The 22,725-nt window shown below is 66.2% G+C and carries 25 protein-coding genes and 1 pseudogene; 13 read left to right on the top strand and 13 right to left on the bottom strand.

Going from position 1 to position 22,725, the window contains the following annotated elements; all coding sequences use genetic code 11:
• Window positions 1–6: 6 nt before the first annotated feature.
• Entirely contained in the window at window positions 7–933 is a 927-nt protein-coding gene (locus tag ACH107_RS17450) for a DUF6522 family protein (RefSeq protein ID WP_412506923.1), read from the top strand.
• Window positions 934–948: 15 nt separating this feature from the next.
• Here the strand turns inward: ACH107_RS17450 and ACH107_RS17445 are convergent, their stop codons facing one another.
• The 3 genes from ACH107_RS17445 to rocF all read right to left on the bottom strand — a co-directional run bounded on the left by ACH107_RS17445 (window position 949) and on the right by rocF (window position 3,674).
• Window positions 949–1,611, bottom strand: coding sequence for an FkbM family methyltransferase (locus tag ACH107_RS17445; protein WP_412506922.1), 663 nt, complete (start codon window positions 1,609–1,611; stop codon window positions 949–951).
• A 67-nt stretch (window positions 1,612–1,678) separates the two neighbouring features.
• Window positions 1,679–2,731 carry an ornithine cyclodeaminase gene (locus ACH107_RS17440; RefSeq protein ID WP_412506921.1) on the bottom strand — a complete coding sequence of 351 codons (1,053 nt, stop codon included), beginning with the start codon at window positions 2,729–2,731 and terminating at the stop codon, window positions 1,679–1,681.
• Window positions 2,732–2,744: 13 nt separating this feature from the next.
• Window positions 2,745–3,674: an arginase gene (rocF, locus tag ACH107_RS17435; protein WP_412506920.1), complete on the bottom strand. Its 930-nt coding sequence runs from the start codon at window positions 3,672–3,674 to the stop codon at window positions 2,745–2,747.
• Between the two features lie 120 nt (window positions 3,675–3,794).
• On the opposite strand from rocF, the gene ACH107_RS17430 reads away from it, so the two are divergent.
• On the top strand, window positions 3,795–4,223 hold the full coding sequence (locus ACH107_RS17430) for an Lrp/AsnC family transcriptional regulator (protein WP_412506919.1): 429 nt from the start codon (window positions 3,795–3,797) through the stop codon (window positions 4,221–4,223).
• 43 nt (window positions 4,224–4,266) lie between these two features.
• Here the strand turns inward: ACH107_RS17430 and serS are convergent, their stop codons facing one another.
• Entirely contained in the window at window positions 4,267–5,559 is a 1,293-nt protein-coding gene (gene serS / locus ACH107_RS17425) for a serine--tRNA ligase (RefSeq protein WP_412506918.1), read from the bottom strand.
• 267 nt (window positions 5,560–5,826) lie between these two features.
• On the opposite strand from serS, the gene yajC reads away from it, so the two are divergent.
• From yajC to ACH107_RS17380, 9 genes are all read left to right on the top strand, one after another.
• Window positions 5,827–6,108: a preprotein translocase subunit YajC gene (gene yajC, locus ACH107_RS17420; protein ID WP_412506917.1), complete on the top strand. Its 282-nt coding sequence runs from the start codon at window positions 5,827–5,829 to the stop codon at window positions 6,106–6,108.
• A 38-nt stretch (window positions 6,109–6,146) separates the two neighbouring features.
• Window positions 6,147–8,780: a protein translocase subunit SecD gene (gene secD / locus ACH107_RS17415; RefSeq protein ID WP_412506916.1), complete on the top strand. Its 2,634-nt coding sequence runs from the start codon at window positions 6,147–6,149 to the stop codon at window positions 8,778–8,780.
• On the top strand, window positions 8,773–9,534 hold the full coding sequence (locus ACH107_RS17410; RefSeq protein ID WP_412506915.1) for a TSUP family transporter: 762 nt from the start codon (window positions 8,773–8,775) through the stop codon (window positions 9,532–9,534). The genes secD and ACH107_RS17410 overlap by 8 nt, the downstream gene beginning before the upstream one ends.
• A gap of 1 nt (window position 9,535) precedes the next feature.
• A complete protein-coding gene (locus ACH107_RS17405) occupies window positions 9,536–9,889 on the top strand; it encodes an Mth938-like domain-containing protein (protein WP_412506914.1) in 354 nt (117 codons plus the stop codon).
• A 69-nt stretch (window positions 9,890–9,958) separates the two neighbouring features.
• The gene (gene ccmA / locus ACH107_RS17400; protein ID WP_412506913.1) at window positions 9,959–10,576 is read left to right on the top strand and encodes a heme ABC exporter ATP-binding protein CcmA; all 618 of its coding nucleotides are present in this window, start codon (window positions 9,959–9,961) and stop codon (window positions 10,574–10,576) included.
• Window positions 10,573–11,229, top strand: coding sequence for a heme exporter protein CcmB (gene ccmB, locus ACH107_RS17395; RefSeq protein ID WP_412506912.1), 657 nt, complete (start codon window positions 10,573–10,575; stop codon window positions 11,227–11,229). Before ccmA ends, ccmB begins: the two co-directional genes overlap by 4 nt.
• 15 nt (window positions 11,230–11,244) lie before the next feature.
• Window positions 11,245–11,982, top strand: a complete 738-nt coding sequence (locus ACH107_RS17390) for a heme ABC transporter permease (RefSeq protein WP_412506911.1) — start codon at window positions 11,245–11,247, stop codon at window positions 11,980–11,982.
• Window positions 11,979–12,137, top strand: coding sequence for a heme exporter protein CcmD (ccmD, locus tag ACH107_RS17385; protein ID WP_412506910.1), 159 nt, complete (start codon window positions 11,979–11,981; stop codon window positions 12,135–12,137). The genes ACH107_RS17390 and ccmD overlap by 4 nt, the downstream gene beginning before the upstream one ends.
• Window positions 12,130–12,672, top strand: a complete 543-nt coding sequence (locus ACH107_RS17380) for a DsbE family thiol:disulfide interchange protein (RefSeq protein WP_412506909.1) — start codon at window positions 12,130–12,132, stop codon at window positions 12,670–12,672. The genes ccmD and ACH107_RS17380 overlap by 8 nt, the downstream gene beginning before the upstream one ends.
• A 6-nt stretch (window positions 12,673–12,678) precedes the next feature.
• On the opposite strand, the gene ACH107_RS17375 is transcribed toward ACH107_RS17380, so the two are convergent.
• A complete protein-coding gene (locus ACH107_RS17375) occupies window positions 12,679–12,813 on the bottom strand; it encodes a hypothetical protein (protein WP_412506908.1) in 135 nt (44 codons plus the stop codon).
• Between the two features lie 227 nt (window positions 12,814–13,040).
• On the bottom strand, window positions 13,041–15,788 hold the full coding sequence (acnA, locus tag ACH107_RS17370; protein ID WP_412506907.1) for an aconitate hydratase AcnA: 2,748 nt from the start codon (window positions 15,786–15,788) through the stop codon (window positions 13,041–13,043).
• Window positions 15,789–16,069: 281 nt separating this feature from the next.
• Here acnA and ACH107_RS17365 point away from each other — a divergent pair, with 281 nt between their 5' ends.
• On the top strand, window positions 16,070–16,783 hold the full coding sequence (locus tag ACH107_RS17365) for a DUF1223 domain-containing protein (RefSeq protein WP_412506906.1): 714 nt from the start codon (window positions 16,070–16,072) through the stop codon (window positions 16,781–16,783).
• Between the two features lie 47 nt (window positions 16,784–16,830).
• Here the strand turns inward: ACH107_RS17365 and purB are convergent, their stop codons facing one another.
• Window positions 16,831–18,138, bottom strand: coding sequence for an adenylosuccinate lyase (gene purB / locus ACH107_RS17360; protein WP_412506905.1), 1,308 nt, complete (start codon window positions 18,136–18,138; stop codon window positions 16,831–16,833).
• Window positions 18,139–18,236: 98 nt separating this feature from the next.
• On the opposite strand from purB, the gene ACH107_RS17355 reads away from it, so the two are divergent.
• The gene (locus ACH107_RS17355; RefSeq protein WP_412506904.1) at window positions 18,237–18,671 is read left to right on the top strand and encodes a DUF6314 family protein; all 435 of its coding nucleotides are present in this window, start codon (window positions 18,237–18,239) and stop codon (window positions 18,669–18,671) included.
• On the opposite strand, the gene ACH107_RS17350 is transcribed toward ACH107_RS17355, so the two are convergent.
• The 6 genes and pseudogenes from ACH107_RS17350 to ACH107_RS17325 all read right to left on the bottom strand — a co-directional run.
• Window positions 18,655–19,461 (bottom strand): ABC transporter permease, encoded by an 807-nt coding sequence (locus tag ACH107_RS17350; protein WP_412506903.1) that lies wholly within the window; start codon window positions 19,459–19,461, stop codon window positions 18,655–18,657. The two genes, ACH107_RS17355 and ACH107_RS17350, sit on opposite strands and share 17 nt — an antisense overlap.
• Window positions 19,458–20,342 (bottom strand): ABC transporter permease, encoded by an 885-nt coding sequence (locus ACH107_RS17345; RefSeq protein WP_412506902.1) that lies wholly within the window; start codon window positions 20,340–20,342, stop codon window positions 19,458–19,460. The genes ACH107_RS17350 and ACH107_RS17345 overlap by 4 nt, the downstream gene beginning before the upstream one ends.
• A 9-nt stretch (window positions 20,343–20,351) precedes the next feature.
• A complete protein-coding gene (locus ACH107_RS17340) occupies window positions 20,352–20,777 on the bottom strand; it encodes a hypothetical protein (protein ID WP_412506901.1) in 426 nt (141 codons plus the stop codon).
• A gap of 80 nt (window positions 20,778–20,857) precedes the next feature.
• Complete coding sequence (locus ACH107_RS17335) at window positions 20,858–21,571, bottom strand: transporter substrate-binding domain-containing protein (RefSeq protein ID WP_412506900.1); 714 nt, start codon at window positions 21,569–21,571, stop codon at window positions 20,858–20,860.
• 26 nt (window positions 21,572–21,597) lie between these two features.
• A complete protein-coding gene (locus tag ACH107_RS17330) occupies window positions 21,598–22,374 on the bottom strand; it encodes an ABC transporter ATP-binding protein (RefSeq protein WP_412506899.1) in 777 nt (258 codons plus the stop codon).
• Window positions 22,371–22,725: pseudogene (locus ACH107_RS17325) on the bottom strand (hypothetical protein); the annotation flags it as partial. The pseudogene ACH107_RS17325 and the gene ACH107_RS17330, both read right to left, overlap by 4 nt.

Below are 22,725 nucleotides of genomic sequence, written 5' to 3'. Positions count from 1 at the left end.
CTTCATATGTGGCACCAGACCAGGCGCCCACGACCTGCAGGTTGTGGCCAAGCTGGTCGGTCCATAAGGACGCTCGATAAACCGTCCGCGCATGGCGGGCATGTCGCGGTCGAGCGGGTGACCGATGCGGTCGCCTACCTGCGCATGTCGGGGGGCTGCCAGGGCTGCGCGGCCTCGGCCGCCACGCTGCGCGACGGGATCGAGAACATGTTGCGCGCCGCGCTGCCGGAACTGCGCGACATCGTCGACCTGACGGACCACGAGGCGGGCACCAACCCCTATTACAGCGCCGACACGGGCCAGAGCCCGGTTCTCTCGCGCCCGGTCCCGGCCTCGGCCGTCCATTGGGATGGCGAGGACCTCAGCATCGACCCGGCCTATCTCGCGCCCAAGCTGGGCCTCACGCCCGAGGTGCTGGTCGCCGGGCTTGGCAACGGTGACATTCACCGCGAACTGGACGAAGGCACGGGCGCCGATGGAACGTCCAGCCGGCTCACGATCCGGACCCCCGCCCGTGCATGGGCCGCCGAGATCGCGGCGGACGGCACCCTGCGCGAAGTGCCGCCGCCGACAGCCGCCCCGGCCCGACCGGCGGCGCCCGATCCCGAACTCGTCCACCGCGTGCGCCATCACCTGATGATGCTGCCGCCCGACAGGCGCCCCGTGACATACGGGCAGCTGGCCCGCGCGATGGGCTTCTACCTGCCGGGCGCGGTGCGCCGCATCACCGCCGCGCTCGAGGCCACCATGCACGAGGACGCCGCCGCGCGGCGGCCCTTCGTGGCGTCGCTGGTCGTCGCGCGGGGGACGGGGCTGCCGGGCAGGGGGTTCTTCGATCTGGCGCGGCAACTGGGCCAGCCGGTCGTGGCCGACGAGGCCACGATGGCCGCCTACCGCGACAGCGTGTACGGGTCTGTCGCCGAACGGGGCTGACAGCGCGGCCGGGCGTCATCCCACCCCGGTTTGCCGCCATTCCTCCCAGACGAAGGGATAGCACCACGCGCACTCATGCGTGCGGTCAAGGTCGTTGCGGATGGCGTCCCGCATCGGGACCATGCGTTCGGCGAAAAGGTGGAACTGCACCTGCAGGCGCGCGATCCGCCGGATGACCCCGGTTTCGATCAGCGCGGGCAGCAGGTCGTATTCGCCGCCCTCGATGTTCATCTTCACAAGGTCGATCCGTGGAAAATGCCCGCCCGCGAAGAAATCCGCGGCGCTGACGACGCGCGCCTCGACCCCCTTGTCATGATCCGCCACCGCCGATGACGCGTTTTCCGCATCCGACAGGGTCAGCGCGCCCGCGCGCCGCCCGAGCGCGTGATCATGCACCGTCACCCGCGCATCGCCCGCGTATTTCGTGACCAGCGCCGCGGCGAAGCCCGGATGCGGCTCGAACAGGTGCAGGTGGCAATCGGGCTGTTGGCCCAGCACGATATCGGCCCATTCGCCCTTGTAAGCGCCGAAATCCAGCACCACGGCGCCGGCGGGCAGGTCGCCGTAATCGTACAGGCGCCCCGGCCCGTTCTCGCGCTTCCACGCCTTGAAGGCGTCATAGAAAACGCCCTTCCACGGGTTGCGGCGCCGGTCGCGCCATTTCTTGAAGGATGCCATGCTGCCCTCGCGGTTCTGCCGGACCCTGTCTAGGCCGCGCGCGAGGGCCGCGCAAGCGGGCGCGGCGTCAGCCCGGCGCGGCGCGCATCAGCATCCCGAACAGGTCGCGCGGGTCGTCGGGATCGGCCAGCAGGTCCAGTTCGGCGTAGTGATCCGTCCCGCCGATATGGTCGCGCACGAAGCGCAACGCGCTGAAATCCTCCACCGCGAATCCCACGCTGTCGAACAGCGTGATCTGGCCCGCGCCGGTCCGTCCGGGCTTGGCGCCGCTCAGCACGTCCCACATCTGCGTCACCGGGTGGTCGGGCGGCATCTGCTGGATCTCGCCCTCGATCCGGGTCTGCTCGGGGTATTCGACGAAGATGTCGCTCCGCTCCAGAACGCCGCGCGCCAGCTCCGTCTTGCCCGGGCAGTCCCCGCCGATCGCGTTGATGTGCACCCCGGGGCCCACCATATTGTCGCTCAGGATGGTGGCGTATTGCTTGTCGGCGGTGCAGGTGGTGATGATCTGCGCCCCTTCCATCGCTTCCTCCGCCGACCGGCACGGCACGACCTCCAGCCCCGATCCGGCAAGGTTGCGCGCCGCCTTGGCGGTGGCGGCCGGGTCGATATCGTGAAGCCGCACCGATTTCAGGCCGACAAGCGCCTTCATGGCAAGGCTCTGGAATTCCGATTGCGCCCCGGCCCCGATCATCGCCATCGTGTGCGACCCCTTGGGCGCGAGGTGCTTCGCGACCATCGCCGATGTCGCCGCCGTGCGCAGCGCCGTCAGAACCGTCATTTCCGACAGCAGCACCGGGTACCCGTTGCCCACGTTCGCCAGCAGCCCGAAGGCGGTGACGGTCTGAAGACCCGCCCGGGTGTTCCTGGGATGGCCGTTGACGTACTTGAACCCGTAGACCTCGCCATCCGACGTGGGCATCAGCTCGATCACGCCCTCGGCGGAATGGCTCGCCACGCGCGGCACCTTGTCGAACAGGTCCCAGCGGCGGAAATCCTCCTCGATATACGCGGCCAGCCCGCGCAGCATCGGCTCGATGCCGACGTGATTCACCAGCTTCATCATGTTGTCGACGCTCACGAAAGGCACCAGCGCCTTGTCCGAAGGGGGAATTGTCATCGTGCCTTCTCCGTCAGTTGTGCGCCCGCGTGGGCCGGTCGAAGACCCGGCGGCCAAGCGCCGAGGCCGCCAGATCCACCATCACCTGCGCCGTGCGGCCGCGATCGTCGAGATAGGGGTTGAGCTCGACCAGGTCGAGCGAGGTCATCAGCCCGGAATCGCAGATCATCTCCATCACCAGATGCGCCTCGCGGATGGTCGCGCCGCCCGGCACGGTGGTGCCGACCGCGGGGGCGACTTCCGGGTCGAGGAAGTCCACGTCGAGGCTCACGTGCAACGCGCCGCCCGCGTGCGCCACGTCGTCGAGAAACCGCGTGAGCGGCCGCGCGATGCCGCGCTCGTCGATCTCGCGCATGTCATGCGTGCGGATCGCGGTTTTCTGCAGCACCTCGCGCTCCGCCGCGTCGACCGACCGCAGCCCGAGGATGCAGATGTTTTCCTCGGGAACGGGCGCCGTGACCGCGGGGAAGCCGGCGAACCCCGCGCGGCCGGTGACGTAGCCCAGCGGGGTGCCGTGCAGGTTGCCAGACGCGGTGCTTTGCGGGGTGTGGTAATCGCTGTGCGCATCCAGCCACAGCACGTATTGCGGGCGCCCCGCCTCGGCCGCCGCTTCGGCCACCCCCGCGACCGAGCCCAGCGACAGGCTGTGATCGCCGCCCATGAAGATGGGCACCCCCTCGGCCGTGGCCGCGCGGCCCGCCCGGATCAGCACGCGCGTCCAGCCGATGGTTTCGGCAGCGGCGTGCACATGCTCGGGCAGGGCGGCGGCGGTGTCGGCCGTATCGGGCGCAAGGGTGCCGCTGTCGGTCACGCGGTGGCCCAGATCGGCCAGCGCCTCGGCCAGGCCCGCGACGCGATAGGCGTCGGGCCCCATCACGCAGCCGCGACGGCGCTTGCCACTGTCCACCGGCGCCCCGATCAGGATGCAGTTTGTCCCGGTCATGTCCCACCTCGTGCCAAGACGTTTCCCGCGCAAGAATTCGTCCGAATTGCGGATGGCGGAAGCGGGCATTTCGCACGTTTCGGTGATTGATTGCCCGAAACGGAATGTTATACATGCAAAATGGATGAAACGGATCAGGCCCTCATCTCGGCCCTGCGCCACGATGCGCGGGCCTCGCTTTCGGACCTCGCGCTCAGCCTCGGCGTCTCGCGCACGACGGTCCGCGCCCGGATCGAGCGGTTGCAACGGTCCGGCGACATCCTCGGCTTTACCGTCGTGCTCAAGCAGGACGCTGCCCGCGATCCGGTGCGCGGGTTCATGATGATCGGGATCGAGGGGCGCGGCACCGACCGCATCCTGCGCCAGCTCAACGGGCTGGGCGCGGTGCGCGCCGTGCATACCACGAATGGCCGGTGGGACCTGATCGTCGAGATCGGCACCCCCACGCTGGAAGAATTCGACAGCGTGCTGGCGCGCATCCGCCGGTTCGACGGCATTGCCAACTCGGAAACCAGCCTGCTGCTGAGCACCCGCAAGGCCGCGACGTGACCGGCGGCCGGGGCGCGACGCGCCGCCGGCACGGCGTTGCGGGTCAGGCCAGCGTGCCGTCCGGCATAAGCCGGGTCTTGCCGCCCAGCCACGGGTGCAGCGCCGCCGGCAGATCGACCGAGCCGTCGGCGCGCTGGCCGTTTTCGAGAACGGCGATCAGGCAGCGCCCCACCGCGAGGCCCGAGCCGTTCAGCGTGTGCAGGAACCGCGGCTTGCCGCCGTCGGCCGGCTTGAAGCGCGCATTCATCCGCCGCGCCTGGAAATCGCCGCAGACCGAAACCGAACTGATCTCGCGATACATGTCCTGCCCGGGCAGCCAGACCTCGATGTCGTGGGTCTTGATCGCGCCGAAGCCGATGTCGCCCGAACACAGGATAACCGTGCGGTAGGGCAGGTCCAGCTTCTGCAGGATCGTCTCGGCGCAGTTCGTCATGCGCGCGTGCTCGTCCATGGCGGTGTCGGGATGCGTGACCGACACCATCTCGACCTTCTCGAACTGGTGCTGGCGCAGCATCCCGGCCGTGTCGCGCCCCGCCGACCCGGCCTCCGAGCGGAAGCACTGGGTATGCGCGACGTAACGGTGGGGCAGGGTGGCCTCCTCCACCGTCAGGCCGTTGACAAGGTTGGTCAGCGTGACCTCGGCGGTGGGCACCAGCCACCAGCCATCGGTCGTGCGGTAGCTGTCCTCGCCGAACTTGGGCAATTGCCCGGTGCCGCGCATCATCTCCTCGCGCACAAGCACCGGGGTCCATGTCTCCGACAGGCCGTGCTCCTCGACATGGGTGTCGATCATGAACTGCGCCAGCGCGCGATGGAGGCGCGCCACGCCCCCCGACATCACCACGAAGCGCGACCCGGACAGCTTGGCGGCCATCTCGAAATCCATGCCGGGTTTGACGCCCTCCAGCTCGAAATGTTCGCGCGGGGTAAAATCGAAGGCGCGCGGCGCGCCCCGGCGGCGGATCTCGACGTTGTCGGCCTCGTCCGCGCCGTCGGGCACGTCCGCGTGCAGCAGGTTGGGCAGGGTCATCAGCAGCTCGGTCAACTGCGTGTCGAGCTCCTTGGCCTCGGCCTGCATCGCCGCCACCTCGGCCTTCTTGTCCGAAACCAGCGCACGCAGCCGCTCGAACTCGGCCTCGTCGCCCTGCGCCTTGGCCCGGCCGACCTCCTTGGAGGCGCGGTTCTGCTCGGCCTGCGCTGTCTCGGCGGCATGGATGCGCGCGCGGCGCGCCTCGTCAAGCGCCAGAACTTCCTCCGACACGCCCGTAAGCCCCCGCCGGGCCATGGCGGCGTCGAAGCCTTCCGGGTTTTCGCGAATCGCGCGGATATCGTGCATGGGGCTGTCCCTCGGCTGTGATCGACTCGTCCGGCGCCTTATGCCCCAGATCGCGGCAAAGGTGTAGGGTGCGCGGACGCGCATCCGCATCGCGCGGCCCGGCCGCCCTGTCACGCGCGGCGTCCGGGACGGCACCGGCGCGATACCGACGCCCTGCCGTCACGATGCAGCGCCGCTTTACCGCCTTGCAAATACCGCCCGCCGCCCATAGGTTCCGTCAAAATTCGCGGGGGGTGCCCTCGCCGCAATCACGGAGGTTATCGCCCGATGGAAGCATTTGCCCAGTTCGTTCCGCTGATCCTGATCTTCGCGATCATGTGGTTCCTGCTGATCCGTCCCCAGCAGAAGAAACTCAAGGAACACAAGGCGATGGTCGAGGCGCTGCGCAAGGGCGACCAAGTCGTAACCCAGGGCGGCATGATCGGCAAGGTCTCCCGCGTCAAGGAAGACGACGAGATCGAGGTCGAGGTCGCGCAGGGGGTCAAGGTCCGCGTGGTGAAATCCACCATCTCGCAGGTTCTGTCCAAGACCGAACCGGCCGAGGGCTAAGCGCGTTTCCATCTTCAAGCCATTGAAAAGGCTTCATAATGCTTCAAATCGACCTGTGGAAACGCATCGTGATCTGGGGCATTGTGGCCCTCGGCCTGCTGCTGGCGCTGCCCAATGTCTTCTATCCCCGGGTAGAGCGCCACAACGACGCGGTCGCGGCGCTGGAAAGCGGCGCGCAGGCGCCGCAACTGGTTGAGGACGCGGGACTTTGGCCCGACTGGTTGCCGTCGGGCCTGGTGAATCTCGGGCTTGACCTGCGGGGCGGGGCGCACCTGCTGGCCGAGGTGAAGGTCGAGGACGTCTACGAAGCCCGGATCGAGGGCATGTGGCCCGAGATTCGCGACATGCTGCGCGAGGAACGGGACCGGATCGGTCCCATCCGCTTGCAACCCACCGAAAACGCGGAACTTCGTGTCCGGCTGGTGGAACAGCCGGGCGAGGTGGGCTACGCCGCCGGGCTTGTCCGCGGGCTCGCGCGGCCGGTCACCAGCCTCACCGGCGCCGGGGCCAGCGATATCGAGGTGACGACCGAGGGCGATGCCGTCGTCGTCACGCTGAGCGATGCGGAACGCCGTGCGACCGATGAGCGGACCGTCAGGCAAGCCCTTGAAATCATCCGGAAAAGGATCGACGAGGTCGGCACGCGGGAGCCCACGATCCAGCGTCAGGGCGCCACCCGCATCCTGATCCAGGTGCCGGGCATCGGCAGCGCCGGCGAGCTGAAGGAAATCATCGGCACCACCGCGCAGCTGACCTTTCAACCCGTCGTGAGCCGTAGCGCCGATGAAGGCGACTCGCCCGGCGCCGGCAACGAACTGCTGCCCGCGATGGACGCGGCCGACACGTACTACATCCTTGAGCGCGCGCCCGTCGTCACCGGCGACGAGCTTGTCGATGCCCAGCCCGATTTCGACCAGAACGGCCAGCCGGCGGTCTCGTTCCGGTTCAACCCCACCGGCGCCCGCAAGTTCGGCGATTACACGGCCCAGAACATCGGGAACCCGTTCGCCATCGTGCTGGACGGGGAGGTCATCAGCGCCCCCGTCATCCAGAGCCATATTCCCGGGGGGTCGGGCATTATCACCGGCAATTTCACGGTCGAGGAAAGTACCAACCTCGCCGTGCTGCTGCGGGCGGGGGCGTTGCCGGCCGGTCTTGAGTTCCTCGAGGAACGGACGATCGGCCCCGAGCTCGGCGCCGACAGCATCGAGGCCGGACAGATCGCCTGCATCGTCGCGTTCATCCTGGTGCTTGTCTTCATGTTCGCCAGTTACGGCACGTTCGGGATCTTCGCGAACATCGCGCTGATCATCAATGTCGGGCTGATCTTCGGGCTGCTCAGCCTCATCGGCGCGACGCTGACACTGCCGGGCATCGCGGGCATCGTCCTGACGATCGGCATGGCGGTGGACGCCAACGTGCTGGTGTTCGAGCGCATCCGCGAAGAGGCAAGGACCGCACGCGGCCCGGCCCGCGCGATCGAGCTGGGTTACGAGAAGGCGCTGAGCGCGATCACCGATGCCAACATCACCACCTTCATTACCGCGGTCATCCTGTTCGCCATGGGCTCGGGGCCTGTCCGCGGTTTCGCGGTGACGCTGGGTCTCGGGATCATCACGTCGGTTTTCACCGCGATCTTCGTAACACGGCTGCTGGCCGTCATGTGGTTCGAGCGCAAGCGCCCCAAGACCATCCTGCAGGAGCGCACGTTGCGCCTCGTCCCGCGCGATACGGCATGGGATTTCTTCAGGCGGTGGAAGGCGTCGCTGGGCCTCTCGGCGTTCCTGATCGTGGTCGCGGGCGGGTCTTTCCTGCTGCAGGGCCTGAACTTCGGGATCGATTTCCGGGGCGGCACAACGATCCGCACGGAAAGCGCCCAGACCATCGACATCGGCGAATACCGCGACTCGATCCAGGCGCTGGAACTCGGTGACGTCACGATCACGCAGGTGTTCGACCCCACCTTCGGCCCCGACCAGAACGTTGCCATGATCCGGATACAGGCGCAGGAGGGCCAGGAAAGCGTGACGGCCGAGGTGATCGAGAACGTGAGGACGGCATTGCAGGGCGTGGCGCCCGACATCAACTTCACCTCCGTCGAAAGCGTCGGCCCCAAGGTCTCGGACGAACTGATCCAGACCGCCTTCATCGCGGTCGCGCTCGCTATCGCAGCGGTCCTGTTCTATATCTGGTTGCGCTTCGAATGGCAGTTCGCGTTGGGCGCGGTCGCCGCGTTGGTGCACGACGTCGTGCTGACGATCGGCATCTTCTCCGAGCTGCAGATCCAGTTCGACCTCGCCATCATCGCGGCCCTTCTGACGATCGTGGGCTACTCGCTCAACGATACCGTGGTCGTGTTCGACCGGGTGCGCGAAAACCTCAGGAAATACAAGAAAAAGCCGTTGGCCGAGGTGCTCAACCTCTCGATCAACGAAACGCTGAGCCGTACCGTCATGACATCTGTCACCACGCTGATGGCGCTGTTGGCGCTCTTCATTCTCGGCGGTGACGTGATCCGGGGCTTCGTGTTCGCGATGATCTGGGGCGTGATCGTGGGCACCTACTCGTCGGTGTTCGTGGCCAGCACCGTGCTGCTGTGGCTCGGCGTGAAGCGCGACTGGTCGAAACCCGACGCCAACCAGGGCAACCAGTTCGCCGACGTGGATGCCTGACACGCTTGTCTCGGCGCTGGCCACGCCCGGGCTGTTCTGGCTGATGGCGACCATCTGCGTGGCCGGGGTCGTGCGCGGCTTCACCGGGTTCGGCACCGCCCTGATCTTCGTGCCCGTGGCGGGGATCTTCCTGCCGGCGGAAAGGGTGATCGCGCTGATCGGTCTCACGGGCATCGCCAGTACCGCGGCGCTGTTGCCCGGGGCATGGGCACGGGCGGCGCACCGCGAGGTCGGGTTGCTGGCGGTGGCGGCGCTGTTCACGGTGCCGGTGGGGCTTTTGATCCTAGATGTCTTGCCCGGTGCGATGATCCGGTGGATCGTGGCGGCAATCGCGACGGCGACGCTGGCCGCCCTGATCGCCGGGTGGCGCTTCTCGGGCCGGGTGTCGCGCACGGGGCTTGCCGGCATCGGCGGGGTCGCCGGGGTGGTCGGCGGCCTGACGGGCCTGACCGGCCCGGTGGTGATCCTGTTCTACCTCGCCGGCCAGTCGGCGGCGTTGTCGGTGCGGGCCAACACGATCCTTTTCCTCGCGATCCTCGATGTCGTCGTCGTGGCAAACCTCGTGCTGCGCGGCTCTGTCACGATCGACGTGGTCGTCGTTGCGGCGTTGCTTGCCGTGCCCTATTTCGTCACGACGCTGGTGGGGCAATCGCTGTTTGACCCGCGTCATGAGCGACTGTACCGATGGGCGGCCTACGCCGTGATCGCGCTCGCGGTGGCGAGCGGCTTGCCGATCTGGCAAATGGGGGAGTGACATGCAACTGAACGAGATCACATTTCGCGAAGCCACCCCGTTCGACGGGTACGGCCCCGGCTTTTTCCGCGTGGGCGGCCAGATCGTCGAAGGGCCTGTCTGCGTGACGGGCTCGGGCGCGCGCAGCTGGGGCGGCTACGAGGATGCCGACACGCTGATCGACCTGTGCGACAGCGTTGACGTGCTCTTCATCGGCACGGGGGCGGAAACCGCGCATGTGCCGGACGATCTGCGCACCCGCCTCGAGGACGAGGGGTTCGGGGTGGAGGCGATGAATTCGCCCGCCGCCTGCCGTACGTTCAACGTGCTCCTGTCCGAAGGCAGGCGCGTCGCCGCGGCCGTGATCCCCGTGTGACGAAACGTGACGAGGCAGGGCGGCCTCGGGCGCTTTCCGGCGCCGCGGGATTGAGGTAACCAGTCACGCATGACACTGCAGGTGACGGATCTGACGATAGCGCGCGGCGGACTCCGCGTACTCGACGGCGTGTCCTTCGTGCTCGAGGCCGGCACCGCGCTTGTCCTGCGCGGTCCCAACGGGATCGGCAAGACGACCCTGCTGCGCACCATCGCGGGCCTGCAACCGCCGGTCGCCGGCCGGGTGGAAGCGCCCGCCGACACGCTGGTCTATGCCGGCCACGCCGACGGGATAAAGGCCACGCTGTCTGTGGCCGAAAACCTCGATTTCTGGGCACGCGTGTTCGACCAGCGCGACATTTCCGGCGCGGTGGCCGCCTTCGACCTTGCCCCGCTTCTCGACCGGCCGGCGGGGATGCTCTCGGCAGGGCAGAAACGCCGGCTCGGGCTGGCGCGGCTGCTGGTGACAGGCCGGCCCGTCTGGGTGCTGGACGAACCTACGGTCTCCCTTGACCGTGACGCCGTGACGATGTTCGCCGCGGCCGTCAGGGCCCATCTTGCGCGCGGCGGCGCGGCGCTGATGGCCACGCATATCGATCTGGGCCTGCCCGACGCCCGGGTGCTGGAGCTGGCGCCGTACCGCGCGACGGCCAGCGAGGCCGACGATTTCGACGAGGCGTTCCTGTGATCGCCTTGCTGACACGCGACCTGCGCCTGTCGATGCGCGCCGGTGGCGGCTTCGGCCTGGGGCTGTCGTTTTTCCTCATCGTGGTCGTGCTGGTGCCCTTCGGGGTCGGCCCGCAATCCGGCCTTCTGGCGCGGATCGCGCCCGGCATCCTCTGGCTGGGGGCGCTTCTGGCCTGTCTGCTTTCGCTCGACCGCATCTTCGCCCTCGACTGGGAGGACGGCAGCCTCGATCTGCTGGCCACGGCGCCGCTGCCGATGGAAGCGGTCGCCAGCGTCAAGGCACTGGCACACTGGATGACGACGGGGCTGCCGCTGGTTCTGGCCGCGCCGGTTCTGGGCCTGCTGCTGAGCCTGCCCGAGCGCGGCTACGTGCCGCTGCTGGTGTCGCTGATCCTTGGCACGCCGGCCCTCAGTGTCATCGGCACGTTCGGCGCGGCCCTGACCGTGGGCGTCAAGCGTGGCGGCCTGCTGCTGAGCCTGCTTGTCCTGCCGCTTTACGTGCCGACGCTCATCTTCGGGGCCGAGGTCGCCCGCCGCGGTGCCGAAGGGCTCGACACCTCGACGCCGCTGCTTATGCTGGCCGGCATCAGCTGCGGCACCATCGCGCTTTTGCCTTTCGCGTCCGCCGCGGTACTAAGGATCAACCTGCGCTGAGCAACGGGAATAGGGATGAACGTGACTTCACTCTGGGAATATGCCAACCCCAAGAAATTCATCCGGACAACGGACCGGGTGCTGCCGTCGATATCGGTGCTGGCGGTGCTGTGCCTTGTCACCGGGCTGACCTGGGGCTTTTTCTTCACGCCCGACGATTACCGGCAGGGCTCGACCGTCAAGATCATCTACCTGCACGTGCCAAGCGCCCTGATGGCCATCAACGCGTGGCTGATGATGCTGATTACCTCGCTGATCTGGATCATCCGGCGGCACCACGTGAGCGCGCTGGCCGCCCGGGCGGCGGCGCCGGTGGGCGCTGTCATGACGGTGATCGCGCTTGTCACCGGCGCGATCTGGGGGCAGCCCATGTGGGGCACGTGGTGGGCATGGGACCCGCGCCTGACAAGTTTCCTGATCCTCTTTCTTTTCTATCTGGGCTACATCGCCCTGTGGGAGGCGATCGAGAATGACGACACCGCGGCCGACCTCACCAGCATCCTGTGCCTTGTCGGGTCCGTCTTCGCCCTGCTCAGCCGCTACGCGGTGCTGTTCTGGAACCAAGGGCTGCACCAGGGGGCGTCGCTCAGCCTGGACAAGGAGGAAAACGTGGCCGACGTTTTCTATCATCCGCTGCTGGTGTCGATGGCGGGCTTCGTGCTGCTGTGCATCGCGCTGATCCTGCTGCGGACCCGCACGGAAATCCGCGCGCGCCGGATGCGCGCGTTGCTGGCACGGGAGCGCATGGGATGATGCCTGATCTGGGAAAATATGCCGAGGCGGTGCTGTCATCCTACGCGGTGTCGCTGGTGCTGATCGCGGTGCTTGTCTGGCTCAGCCTCAGGCGCGGGGCAAAGGTCAAGAAAAAGCTGGATGAACTCGAAGGAAAGCGCGACAGAAATGGCTAAGATCTCCCCCCTCATGATCCTGCCGCCCGTCCTCTTCGCCGGGCTCGCGGCGCTTTTCTTCTTCGGGATGCAACGCGAAAATCCCGATGAACTGCCCTCGGCCCTCGAGGGCAAGCAGGCGCCGGCCGTCGCGGTGACACCCCTCGGGGACAAGCCCGGTTTCGACGATGCGGACCTGCGCGGCGGTGGCGTCAAGCTGGTGAACTACTGGGCAAGCTGGTGCGCGCCCTGCCGGGTGGAGCATCCCCACCTGGAACAGCTGGCCGAAGACGGCGTGACCATCTACGGCGTGAACTACAAGGACAAGCCGGAAAAGGCGCTCGGGTTTCTCGAGGAGCTGGGTGACCCCTACTCCGCCATCGGCGCGGATGCCAAGGGGCGCATGGCTCTCGACTGGGGGGTCTACGGCGTGCCCGAAACCTACGTGCTGGACGGGCAGGGGCGGATCGTCCTGCGTTTTGCCGGCCCGATCACCGAGCGCGTGCTGGAATCCAAGATCCTGCCCGCGATGGAAAAGGCCGCCGCGCGGGAATAAGCGCGGTCAGTCGTTGCAATGGATGTCGGTCTTCGCCGTCGGCAGCGGACAGGCCGTTTCGCTGTCGGTGCCGCTGTGCGCGCCATAGACCGCGAGGCAGGACAGAACCCCTGCCTGAAATAGGATCAGCGCCGTGCGCATGGATGGCTCCTGCTCTTGTTTGGTTATACCCTCAAGATGGCATTCTCCCGCGGCATTGAAAGGGCAGCGCACATGCGTGAGGGCGTGAAGACGGGGCGCTGCGCGGAAAATCGGCAGAATGACGCCGAAGCGCCGAAAAATGGGCAGTAATCATAAAGGCATCACCCCGGCGCGGTGGCGCCGGAACGGGCGGCCGGGCGGTCGCATCGCCACCCGGCCGGGTTGCGTCAGGCCGCCTTGGCCAAGTCGCGCAGCACGTAATGCAGCACGCCGCCATGTTCAACATATTCCTTCTCGATGGCGGTATCGATGCGGCACTTGATCTTGATTTCGCGGGTCGTGCCGTCCGCGTAGGTGATGGTGCAGAGCACCTCCTGCTGCGGCTGGATCGTGTCCAGCCCGGTGATCGACACGCTTTCGTCCCCGGTCAGTTCCAGCGTCTTGCGCGTGTCGCCGCCGGTGAACTCGAACGGGATGACACCCATGCCGACGAGGTTCGACCGGTGGATCCGCTCGAAATTCTCGGCGATCACGGCCTTCACGCCCAGAAGCGCCGTGCCCTTCGCGGCCCAGTCCCGCGACGAGCCGGCGCCGTACTGTTCACCGCCGAACACGACCAGCGGCGTCCCCTGCGCCTGATAGGCCATCGACGCCTCGTAGATCGAGGTCTGTTCGCCGTCGGGGCCCTTGGTGTAGCCGCCTTCGACGCCGTCGAGCATCTCGTTGCGGATGCGGATGTTGGCGAAGGTGCCGCGCATCATGACCTCGTGGTTGCCGCGGCGTGACCCGTAGGAATTGAACTCGCGAACCGGCACCTGCCGCTCGGTCAGGTACTGGCCGGCCGGGGTATCCGGCTTGAACGATCCCGCCGGGCTGATGTGGTCGGTCGTGACCATGTCACCCAGAAGCGCAAGCACGCGCGCCCCCTCGATATTCGAGATCGTGCCCGGCTCCTTGGACATGCCCTGGAAGTACGGCGGATTCTGCACGTAGGTCGATTGCGGCGGCCAGTCATAGGTTTCCCCGCCCGACGTCTCGACCGATTGCCATTTCTCGTCGCCCTTGAAGACGTCGGCATATTTCGACTGGAACGCCTCGCGCGTCACGGTTTTCTCGACCAGTGCCGCGATCTCCTGCTGGGTGGGCCAGATGTCCTTCATGTAGACGGGGTTGCCGTCCTTGTCCTCGCCCAGCGGTTGGGTGGTCAGGTCGATGTTCATGTCCCCGGCCAGCGCGTAGGCCACCACCAGCGGCGGGCTCGCCAGGTAGTTGGCGCGCACGTCCGGGCTGATCCGCCCCTCGAAGTTGCGGTTGCCGGACAGGACGGAACAGGCCATCAGGTCCCCCTCGGCGATCGCCTCGCTCAATTCTTTCTGCAGCGGGCCGGAATTGCCGATGCAGGTCGTGCAGCCGTAACCGACGAGGTTGAACCCGATCGCGTCAAGATGCTCCTGCAGCCCGCTGGCCTCGAGGTATTGCGTCACCACCTGCGACCCCGGCGCGAGCGAGGTCTTGACCCACGGCTTGCGGTTGAGGCCCAGCTCATGCGCCTTCTTGGCCACCAGCCCGGCGCCGATCATGACATAGGGGTTCGACGTGTTGGTGCACGAGGTGATCGAGGCGATCACGACCGAGCCGTCACGCAGTTCGTAGTCCTCGCCTTCCACTTTCTGGCTCTTGCGCGGGTCGATCAGCGGGTCGGGTGCGGGCCCTTCCGAGGCCATGTCGGTCGCCGCGACGGTCTCGTCCTCCCCGCGATAGTCGCACACGACGTTGAAGAACTCCGAGGATGCGCGATCCAGCGCCACGTAATCCTGCGGCCGCTTGGGCCCCGAGATCGCCGGCACGATCTCGTCCATGTCCAGATGCAGGGTGTCCGAATAGACGGGGTCGTAATCCGGCCCGCGCCAGAACCCGTTTTCCTTGGCATAGGCCTCGACCAGCGCGATGCGATCCTTGTCGCGGCCCGTCTGTTCGAGGTACCGCAGCGTTTCGTCGTCGATCGGGAAGAACCCGCAGGTCGCGCCGTATTCCGGCGCCATGTTCGCGATCGTGGCGCGGTCGGCAAGCGGCAGGTTGTCCAGCCCCGACCCGTAGAATTCCACGAACTTGCCCACGACGCCCCGCTTGCGCAGCATCTCGACGACTTTCAGCACGAGGTCGGTGCCCGTCGTGCCTTCCATCATGGCGCCCGTCAACTGGAAGCCCACGACCTCGGGAATGAGCATGGAAATCGGCTGGCCCAGCATGGCGGCCTCGGCCTCGATGCCGCCGACGCCCCAGCCCAGCACAGCGGCACCGTTGACCATCGTGGTATGGCTGTCGGTGCCGACCAGCGTGTCGGGATACGCCACCGTTTCGCCGTTCTGATCCTCGTCGGTCCAGACCGTCTGGGCAAGGTATTCAAGGTTGACCTGGTGGCAGATGCCGGTCCCCGGCGGCACCACGCGGAAATTGTCGAACGCGCCCTGTCCCCATTTCAGGAACTGGTAGCGTTCCATGTTGCGTTCGTACTCGCGGTCCACGTTCATCTGGAAGGCGCGCGGATTGCCGAACTCGTCGATCATGACCGAGTGGTCGATAACCAGGTCGACCGGGTTCAAGGGGTTGATCTTCTGCGCGTCGCCGCCAAGCGCCTTGATGCCGTCGCGCATCGCGGCAAGGTCCACAACGGCCGGCACGCCGGTGAAATCCTGCATCAGCACGCGCGCCGGGCGATAGGCCAGTTCCCGGTTGGCGCGTCCGCCGTTGTCGGCCCAGTCCGAGAACGCCTTGATATCGTCGGTGGTGACGGTCTTGCCGTCCTCGAAGCGCAGCATGTTTTCCAGCACGACGCGCAGCGCGGCGGGCAGGCGCGAGAAATCGCCCAGCCCGGCGGCCTCGGCGGCCGGGATCGAGTAGTAGGCGACATTCTGACCGCCGACGGAAAGGGTTTTACGGGTTTGCGCGGTGTCGTGTCCGACGGAAATTGGCATGGCTGGTTTCCTTTGAAACGTGTAGGGCTGAACCTTGCATGGCGTTCTGACCGATTTCAAACAGTCGATCAAGAGCCGTATGGTGGTATTGTATACTGCTGCACACAATTCTGCAATCACCGTGTCGCCCACGGGTTCCGCCGCCTGCGAAACACGGACGCAGCCGGCGCCATCGCCGCGCGGGCCATGCGGCGAAGGGTCCATCGCGAAACATTGATTGGCGAACCGCGGCGTGCGGGACTACCTTTTCCCCGCAACAGTCACAGGAAACGGATGGCGGGATGTTGAAAAGAGCAGTGCTGATTCTCGTGGCCCTCGGGCATTTTCTCACCCCCGCCGACAACGCACGGGCCGGGGAGGGGGCCGCGGTTGTCGTGGAACTTTTCACGTCGCAGGGATGTTCGTCCTGCCCGCCCGCGGATGCCTATCTTCGCGACCTCGCGGCGCGTGAGGATGTCGTCGCGCTCGCGTTTCACGTCGATTACTGGGATTATATCGGCTGGAAAGACAGTTTCGGCGATGCTGCCCACACCGCGCGGCAACGGGCCTATGCCCGCGCCGCGGGCCGGCGCATGGTGTACACGCCGCAAATGATCGTCAACGGGGCGGCCGATGCCGTCGGCAATCGCGCGGCCGAGGTGGACGCGCTGATCGACGCCGCCGCGGACCAGCCCCGCGGCGTGACACTCGACCTGACACGCCGCGGGGACCGCGTGAAAGTCGTGGCGCGCGCCAACGGGGACGTCTCGGTGCCGCTCAGCGTGCGGCTCATGCGGTACAGGCCCGAGGCCACGGTGCGCATAGACCGCGGGGAAAATGCCGGGCGGACGCTGGATTACGTCAACATCGTTCACGGCCTGCGCATGCTTGAGCCGGCATGGCGCCCGGCTGAACCCTTCGAGACGCTGGTGCCCGTCACCGGGCCGGACCCCGTCGCGGTGATCATCCAGCGCGAAGGCCACGGCCCGGTCGAAGCGGTGGCGCGGATCGACTGACGCGCCACCCGGGGGCCGGCATGGCCCGGCGCTGGCCCGCGGGCCGCTCAGCTTTCTCCGAAGACGCGCTCGAAGATCGTGTCGACATGCTTGGTATGGTAGCCGAGGTCGAATTTCTCCTCGATCTGGGCGGGCGTCAGCGCGGCGGTGACGTCCGGATCCCCCAGCAGCTCGGTCTTGAAATCCTTGCCGTCTTCCCAGACCTTCATGGCGTTGCGTTGCACCAGCCGATAGGCGTCCTCCCGGCTGACCCCGGCCTGCGTGAGCGCCAGCAGCACCCGCTGGCTCATCACCAGCCCGCGGAACTTGTGCATGTTGGCAAGCATCGTTTCGGGATAGATCACCAGCTTGTCCACCACCTGCGTGAGCCGGGTCAGCGCGAAATCCAGCGTGACGGTGGCGTCGGGCCCGATATTGCGCTCCACCGAGCTGTGCGAGATGTCCCGTTCGTGCCAGAGCGCCACGTTCTCCAGCGCGGGGATGACGGCGCTGCGGACCATGCGCGCCAGCCCGGTCAGGTTCTCGGTCAGCACGGGGTTGCGCTTGTGCGGCATCGCGCTGCTGCCCTTCTGCCCCTTCGAGAAGAATTCCTCGCCTTCCAGCACCTCGGTGCGCTGCATGTGGCGCACCTCGATCGCGAGGTTCTCGATCGAGGAGGCCACGACCGCCAGTGCCGAGAAAAACGCCGCGTGCCGGTCGCGCGGGATGACCTGCGTGCTGATCGGTTCGGGCTTCAGCCCCAGTTTCTCGCAGACATGAACCTCGACGGCGGGGTCGATGTTGGCAAAGGTGCCCACCGCGCCGGAAATCGCGCCGGTGGCGATCTCTTCGCGGGCCGTTTCCAGCCGGCGTTTGTTGCGGTCCATCTCGGCATAGAAACGGGCAAAGGTCAGCCCCATCGTGGTCGGCTCGGCGTGGATGCCGTGGCTGCGGCCGATGCGGACCGTCATCTTGTGCTCGAACGCGCGCCGCTTGAGCGCGCCCAGCAGCTTGTCCATGTCCGCCAGCAGCAGGTCCGCCGCACGCGTGAGCTGGATGTTGAAACAGGTGTCCAGAACGTCCGAGCTGGTCATGCCCTGATGCACGAACCGCGCCTCCTCGCTGCCGACATGTTCGGCCAGATGCGTGAGAAAGGCGATCACGTCGTGCTTGGTCACGGCCTCGATCTCGTCGATGCGGGCCACGTCGAACTCCGCGTCGCGGGCTTTCCACACGGCCTCGGCGTTCTCGCGCGGGATGACGCCCAGATCGGCCTGCGCATCGCAGGCATGCGCCTCGATCTCGTACCAGATGCGGAACTTGGTGGCGGGGTCCCAGATGGCGGTCATCTCGGGGCGGGAATATCGGGGAATCATGTGGCGGACCCTTGTCTTTCCTGTCAGGTTGGCGCGGGTTTAGACGCATGGCGGCCGCACGGCAAGGCAGGAGCCGCAGGGACACGGAACGGGCAAGCATGGCACCGACGGCGCGCGAACTGGCGCATTTCGCGGGGGCGTGGCGGCTCGACCGCCGGATCACCCATGCCGACGGATCCACCGCCACCTTCGACGGCCGGGCCTGCTGGCAATGGCAGGGCGCGGATTTGCAGCTTTGCGAACAAGGCCGGCTGATGCTGCCCGGCCAGCCCCCGGTGCAGGCCGAGCGGTGCTACCTCTGGGCACCGGGCCTGCGCGTGCATTTCGCCGATGGCCGCTTTTTCCACGAGGTGCCGGCGCAGGGCGGGCGGGCCACGCATTGGTGCCCCCCGGACATGTACGACGGGTGGTACGATTTCTCCGACTGGCCCCGGTTCACCGTGACATGGCGGGTAAACGGGCCGCGCAAGAGCTACGAGATGATCAGCCGCTATGCGCCCGAGGATGCGGTGCCCCCTAGCGGATCACGTTGATCCGCAGCTTCAGCCGGCGCCGGGCCTCTTGCGGCAAATGCCTGTTCAGACGGCGGTTCACCAGCCCGAACAGGCCGATCACCACCAGCGTCAGCAAGATGAAATAGCCCGCGAGGATCGGGTAGGGGACGAAGGGGTTGAAGGTCTTGTCCGCGAAGTAGCTGGCGTAGTAAAGCGCATCACCCCGCTGTTGCCACGCCGGGAACCCCGAGAAGAAGACCAGCGTCGTGGCATGGAAAAGGAAAATCGCCTCGTTGGTGTAGGCCGGCCATGCCAGCCGCAGCATCGTGGGCCAGACGATCTTGCGAAACCGCATCCAGCCGCTGAAGCCGTATGCGTCCGCCGCCTCCACATCGCCCGTGGGGATCGAGCGCAGCGCGCCGTGGAATATCTCCCCGGAATAGGCCGCGGTGTTCAGGAACAGCACGATCAGCGCCCCGAGCCATGCCGCGGTGAACGGGTCAAACACCGGATGCACGGATTTCAGCGACAGGAAGGCGAAATAGGCAAAGAAGAACTGGATGAACAGGGGCGAGCCCCGGAATACGAAGATGAACCATTCGGAGGCCTTGCGGACGGCCGTGTTGCGCGCGCTCTTGCCGACGGCGACGGCCGTGGCGAGGAAGAACCCGGCCACCAGCGCCAGCGTCCCGAAATAGATGTTCCACAGAAGCCCCGACCCGATCAGCGTGGCCTGCTCGCACAGGGTGAAATCCTCGCGCGGCAACAGCCGCTCGCCAAGGCCGAGGCTGCGCAGGCCGTACTCCTGGATGGTCTGCCAGCAACTCATGCCGCGGCCTTTCGCTGCGCTTCGCCGCCGGTGGTGGCCTGACCGTGCGTCAGCCGGGTCATCAGGCGTTCGATCAGGATTTCCGACGCCCGTGTGAAGGCAAGGTAGAAGACCAGCAGCGCAAGGAAATACCACACCCGCCAGTCGCCATGCGGATAGGAGGTGAAGCGCGGGTTCGCGGTGCCGCCCAGTTCACGCGCCCAGTACACGATATCCTCGACCCCCAGCAGGAACAGCAGCGGCGTGGCCTTGATCAGGACCATCCAGAGATTGGAAAGGCCCGGCAGCGCATAGACCCACATCTGCGGCACGAGGATCCGCCAGAAGGTCTGGCGCCGGCTCATGCCGTAGGCCTCGGCGGTTTCAAGCTGCGCGCGCGGCACCGCGCGCATCGCGCCGAAAAGCACGTTGGCCGCGAAGGCGCCGAAAACGATGGCGAAGGTCAGCACGGCAAGGAAAAAACCGTAAACCTCGTGAATCCACTGCGCCGCGTTGCCAAGCGGCAGTTTCGCCGCCTGACAGACGACGAAATCGTTGCCTTGCCGGATCGGCTGGTCCCAGTCGGGGCACAGCACCTGGTGGCGCAGCCATTCGAAGCCCTGGTCCAGCGCGATGACGAAGAAAAGGAAAAACGCGATGTCGGGCACGCCCCGCACCAGCGCGATATAGGCCTTGCCCAGCCAGCTGACCGGCGCAACGCGGGACCGGGCCGCGATCGCCCCGCCGAACCCGAACGCCAGCGCGGTCGGCGCGGTGATCGCCAGCAACAGCAGGACCGTCCCGAACGAGATGTAGAAATTCGCGTGCTTGCCCGTGGTCAGGTAGCACGACAGCCAGCGGAAACCGTCCAGCGTCTCGGGATCTGCGCAGAAGGAAAACACAGCTTCGGCTCAACAATCTTCTGTAGGAATTGGTGTTCCAGAAAGATCGTATACTTCTGTGATCTCCGCAATAAGCGTGAGTTCGGAGGCTTGCTTCGCAAGCTCTTTAGTTCTCTCGTTCATGAAATGATAATCGATACCGAGTGCCGACTCGCTCGGTTTTAGAGCGCCGGGAATCTGAATGAGTTCCCTGATTGAACCCGCATCAAGCGGCAAGGGGCGCTCGTTAGACCAAAGTTCCCATTCCACTAACGCGCCGGATATAGTGATATTGCTTTCGTTGATAAGCGTGTACTTTATCTCACGATCTTCGACAATGGTGTTGCTCGGTTGTTCAACATCTCCATAAACAACATCCAGTATGCAATCTGATTTCGCAATACTGCTTGTTGGGAAAGCTAAGGCCAGAATCAAAGCGATCGCATTGGTTTTCATGGGCTTACCCGTGCATAGCTTTAGCGTGATCAGTTCGCAGCCGGGTGGGCAACTGGTTGCCCACCCGCAGTGAGGGCACCTCAGAAGGTCGAGGCGACCTCCCATTTCCGGATCAGCTCGTTCAGGCTTCCGTCATCCTTCATCGACTGGATCGCGGCATCGAAGGTCTCGCGCAGGTCCGGGTCGGATTCGCGCACGCCCATGCCGACGCCGCCGCCGATCGCTTCCTCGCGGTCCAGCAGCATCAGGTCGGCCTCCTCGGCGGCCACCGGCACAAGGTAGGACTTGTCGGCCAGAACCGCGTCAGCCTCGCCGTTGCGGACGGCCGCGATGGTTTCCTCGGGCGTGGCGTATTCCACCAGTGTCCAGCCCTTCTCGGCGACGAACGCCGCCTGGATCGTGTTGGCCTGCGCCGCGACGATGGCGTTGTCCAGCTCGACCTCCGCCATAGCGATATAGGCCGACGGGTCGGGCGGCGTGTAGTTCTGGGTGAAATCGATGACCTCGTCGCGCTCGTCCGTGATGGACATCCCGGCGATGATCACGTCGTAGTTGCCCGAAACGAGGTTGGGAATGATCGAATCCCAGTCGTTCGTCACCCACTCGCAATTCAGCTCGGCACGCTCGCAAAGCTCGTCGCCCAGCTCGCGCTCGAAGCCGTCGACCTCGCCGGCGTCGTTGATGAAGTTCCACGGAGGATAGGCCCCCTCGGTGCCGAGCCGCACCACGTCCTGCGCCATGGCCATCCCGGCCGAAGCGGCCAGCGCGGCGGCGGATAGGATCATTTTTTTCATTTCGGTACTCCCTCTTGGTTTGAGTGTCACGCGGCCATGGTCGAGCTGAGAAACTGCCGCAGCCGCTCGGATCGGGGCGCCTCGAACAGCGTGTCGGGGGCGCCCTGCTCCTCGATAAGGCCCTGGTGCAGGAAAACGACGAGGTCGGAAACATCCCGCGCCATTTTCATGTCATGGGTCACCAGCATCATCGTGCGTCCCTCGGCGGCCAGGTCCTTGATCACGCGCACGACTTCCTGTTCCAGTTCCGGGTCCAGCGCCGAGGTCGGTTCGTCGAAAAGAAGCGCCTCGGGCTCCATGCACAGCGCGCGCGCGATCGCCGCGCGCTGCTGCTGCCCGCCCGAGATCTGCGCGGGATACACGTCGGCCTTGTCGCCGATGCCCACCTTGTCCAGATAGCCCCGCGCGGCGGTTGCCACCTCGGCCCTGTCGCGGCCGAGCACGGTGACGGGCGCCTCCATCACGTTCTGCAGGATGGTCATGTGCGCCCAAAGGTTGAACTGCTGGAACACCATCGACAGGTTCGTGCGGATCCGCAGCACCTGCCTGGGATCGGCGGGATGCCGGCGCAGGCCCTCGCCCTTCCACCTGACGGGTTCGCCCTTGAAGATGATGTCGCCCTGCTGGCTGTCCTCCAGCAGGTTGGCGCAGCGCAGGATCGTGGACTTGCCCGACCCCGACGACCCGATGAGCGAGACGACATCGCCCTTGCGGGCGGTGATGTCCACGCCCTTGATGACCTCCAGCGCGCCATACGCCTTGTGCAGGTTGCTGATCTCTATGACGGGGTCGGTATTGGTCAAGGGCACTGTCCGGTCAGGGCGTCGGGTTGGTTTTCAACCCGACAATAGGAACGAAAATTACGCGCGATGCAACTTGCAAAACGGCTGTTGTGCGTCGTTTCCTGCCGATTTGACGCATGGTCAGCCCGGATCGGCCGCCGGTGCCGGCGGATTGGGCAATTCGAGGTAGGCATCGGCGGGCACCTGAACGAGTCCCGCCAGCCCCAGCGTCGCCCTGTCCGCGGCGCCGAGCCCCGCGATGGCCTGCCGCAATTCTTCACCTCGTCCATCGCCGAACTCATCGGGTTCGTCGCCTTGCGCAGCGTGTCCTTGATGTCATCGGCACCGCTGTCAGCGGCGGCGTCGTTCATC

This window comes from Roseovarius halophilus (ex Wu et al. 2025) (genome assembly GCF_047086965.1).
Note: the sequence above shows the minus strand (reverse complement) of the source record. Positions and strands in the feature narration are given on the sequence as shown.

Bases quoted from the DNA above. Each gene is read 5' to 3' on its own strand.
- ACH107_RS17340 (WP_412506901.1), bottom strand. From the start codon at position 20,777: ATGAAAACCAATGCGATCGCTTTGATTCTGGCCTTAGCTTTCCCAACA.
- ACH107_RS17390 (WP_412506911.1), top strand. From the start codon at position 11,245: ATGAACGTGACTTCACTCTGGGAATATGCCAACCCCAAGAAATTCATC.
- ACH107_RS17375 (WP_412506908.1), bottom strand. From the start codon at position 12,813: ATGCGCACGGCGCTGATCCTATTTCAGGCAGGGGTTCTGTCCTGCCTC.
- rocF (WP_412506920.1), bottom strand. From the start codon at position 3,674: ATGACCGGGACAAACTGCATCCTGATCGGGGCGCCGGTGGACAGTGGC.
- ACH107_RS17410 (WP_412506915.1), top strand. From the start codon at position 8,773: ATGCCTGACACGCTTGTCTCGGCGCTGGCCACGCCCGGGCTGTTCTGG.
- ACH107_RS17355 (WP_412506904.1), top strand. From the start codon at position 18,237: ATGGCACCGACGGCGCGCGAACTGGCGCATTTCGCGGGGGCGTGGCGG.
- ACH107_RS17405 (WP_412506914.1), top strand. From the start codon at position 9,536: ATGCAACTGAACGAGATCACATTTCGCGAAGCCACCCCGTTCGACGGG.
- ACH107_RS17440 (WP_412506921.1), bottom strand. From the start codon at position 2,731: ATGACAATTCCCCCTTCGGACAAGGCGCTGGTGCCTTTCGTGAGCGTC.
- ACH107_RS17350 (WP_412506903.1), bottom strand. From the start codon at position 19,461: ATGAGTTGCTGGCAGACCATCCAGGAGTACGGCCTGCGCAGCCTCGGC.
- ACH107_RS17450 (WP_412506923.1), top strand. From the start codon at position 7: ATGTGGCACCAGACCAGGCGCCCACGACCTGCAGGTTGTGGCCAAGCT.
- acnA (WP_412506907.1), bottom strand. From the start codon at position 15,788: ATGCCAATTTCCGTCGGACACGACACCGCGCAAACCCGTAAAACCCTT.
- ACH107_RS17430 (WP_412506919.1), top strand. From the start codon at position 3,795: ATGGATGAAACGGATCAGGCCCTCATCTCGGCCCTGCGCCACGATGCG.
- purB (WP_412506905.1), bottom strand. From the start codon at position 18,138: ATGATTCCCCGATATTCCCGCCCCGAGATGACCGCCATCTGGGACCCC.
- serS (WP_412506918.1), bottom strand. From the start codon at position 5,559: ATGCACGATATCCGCGCGATTCGCGAAAACCCGGAAGGCTTCGACGCC.
- ACH107_RS17445 (WP_412506922.1), bottom strand. From the start codon at position 1,611: ATGGCATCCTTCAAGAAATGGCGCGACCGGCGCCGCAACCCGTGGAAG.
- ACH107_RS17380 (WP_412506909.1), top strand. From the start codon at position 12,130: ATGGCTAAGATCTCCCCCCTCATGATCCTGCCGCCCGTCCTCTTCGCC.
- yajC (WP_412506917.1), top strand. From the start codon at position 5,827: ATGGAAGCATTTGCCCAGTTCGTTCCGCTGATCCTGATCTTCGCGATC.
- ACH107_RS17365 (WP_412506906.1), top strand. From the start codon at position 16,070: ATGTTGAAAAGAGCAGTGCTGATTCTCGTGGCCCTCGGGCATTTTCTC.
- secD (WP_412506916.1), top strand. From the start codon at position 6,147: ATGCTTCAAATCGACCTGTGGAAACGCATCGTGATCTGGGGCATTGTG.
- ccmD (WP_412506910.1), top strand. From the start codon at position 11,979: ATGATGCCTGATCTGGGAAAATATGCCGAGGCGGTGCTGTCATCCTAC.
- ccmA (WP_412506913.1), top strand. From the start codon at position 9,959: ATGACACTGCAGGTGACGGATCTGACGATAGCGCGCGGCGGACTCCGC.
- ACH107_RS17335 (WP_412506900.1), bottom strand. From the start codon at position 21,571: ATGAAAAAAATGATCCTATCCGCCGCCGCGCTGGCCGCTTCGGCCGGG.